1 protein-coding gene is annotated in these 727 nt (G+C 45.0%); it reads left to right on the top strand.

Annotation, left to right across the window (positions count from 1 at the left end):
* Positions 1 to 727, top strand: a 727-nt coding sequence (locus tag GO495_RS31880) for a condensation domain-containing protein (protein ID WP_205691384.1), incomplete at both ends; no start/stop codon positions are given.

Here is a 727-nt window from a genome sequence, read left to right on the forward strand (position 1 = left end):
TGGAGGAATCCCCTGTAATGCGTTTAAGCCTGATCCGTTTGGATGAGTCCCGATATCACATGGTCTGGACATCGCATCATATCCTGTTTGATGGCTGGTCTATCCCGGTACTGATGGAATCATTCTTACGTACTTACGACCAGCTATTATCGGGTATAACAGTATCTGATGAGGGTGTTGACAATTACGAGGATTACATCCGTTACCTAGAAAAGCGGGATAAAGTATCAGAAGAATGCTACTGGCGTGGTTATATGTCGGGATTAGAAAACGGTAGTTTATTACCGTTTGTGAAAGTGACGGCAGACAGGAACAAAGGACTGGGAGAATATGGCTTACAGTTACTGGAGCTGGGGGAAGAAGAAACACGACAACTGGAGTCTTATGCACATCTTCATCACATTACATTGAATACGGTGATGCAGGGAGTTTGGTCTTATTTATTATACCGTTATACAGGTAGTGTACATGTAAGCTATGGGGTTGCGGTTTCCGGTCGTCCTGAAGACCTGGAGAATGTAGAACAGCGGGTGGGCTTGTATATAAACACGATACCGCTACATGCAGTGATAGAAGAAGATCGAACGCTGGTTTCGTGGTTGCAGGGTTTACAGCAGGAACAAATACGATCAAGGAAATACCAATATGCATCGTTGAGTGACATCCAGCGTTGGACTGAACTGCCGGGAGATCTGTTCGACAGTATCCTCGTCTTTGAAAACTTCCC

The organism is Chitinophaga oryziterrae (assembly GCF_009758125.1).
Taxonomy (GTDB): Bacteria; Bacteroidota; Bacteroidia; order Chitinophagales; family Chitinophagaceae; genus Chitinophaga; species Chitinophaga oryziterrae.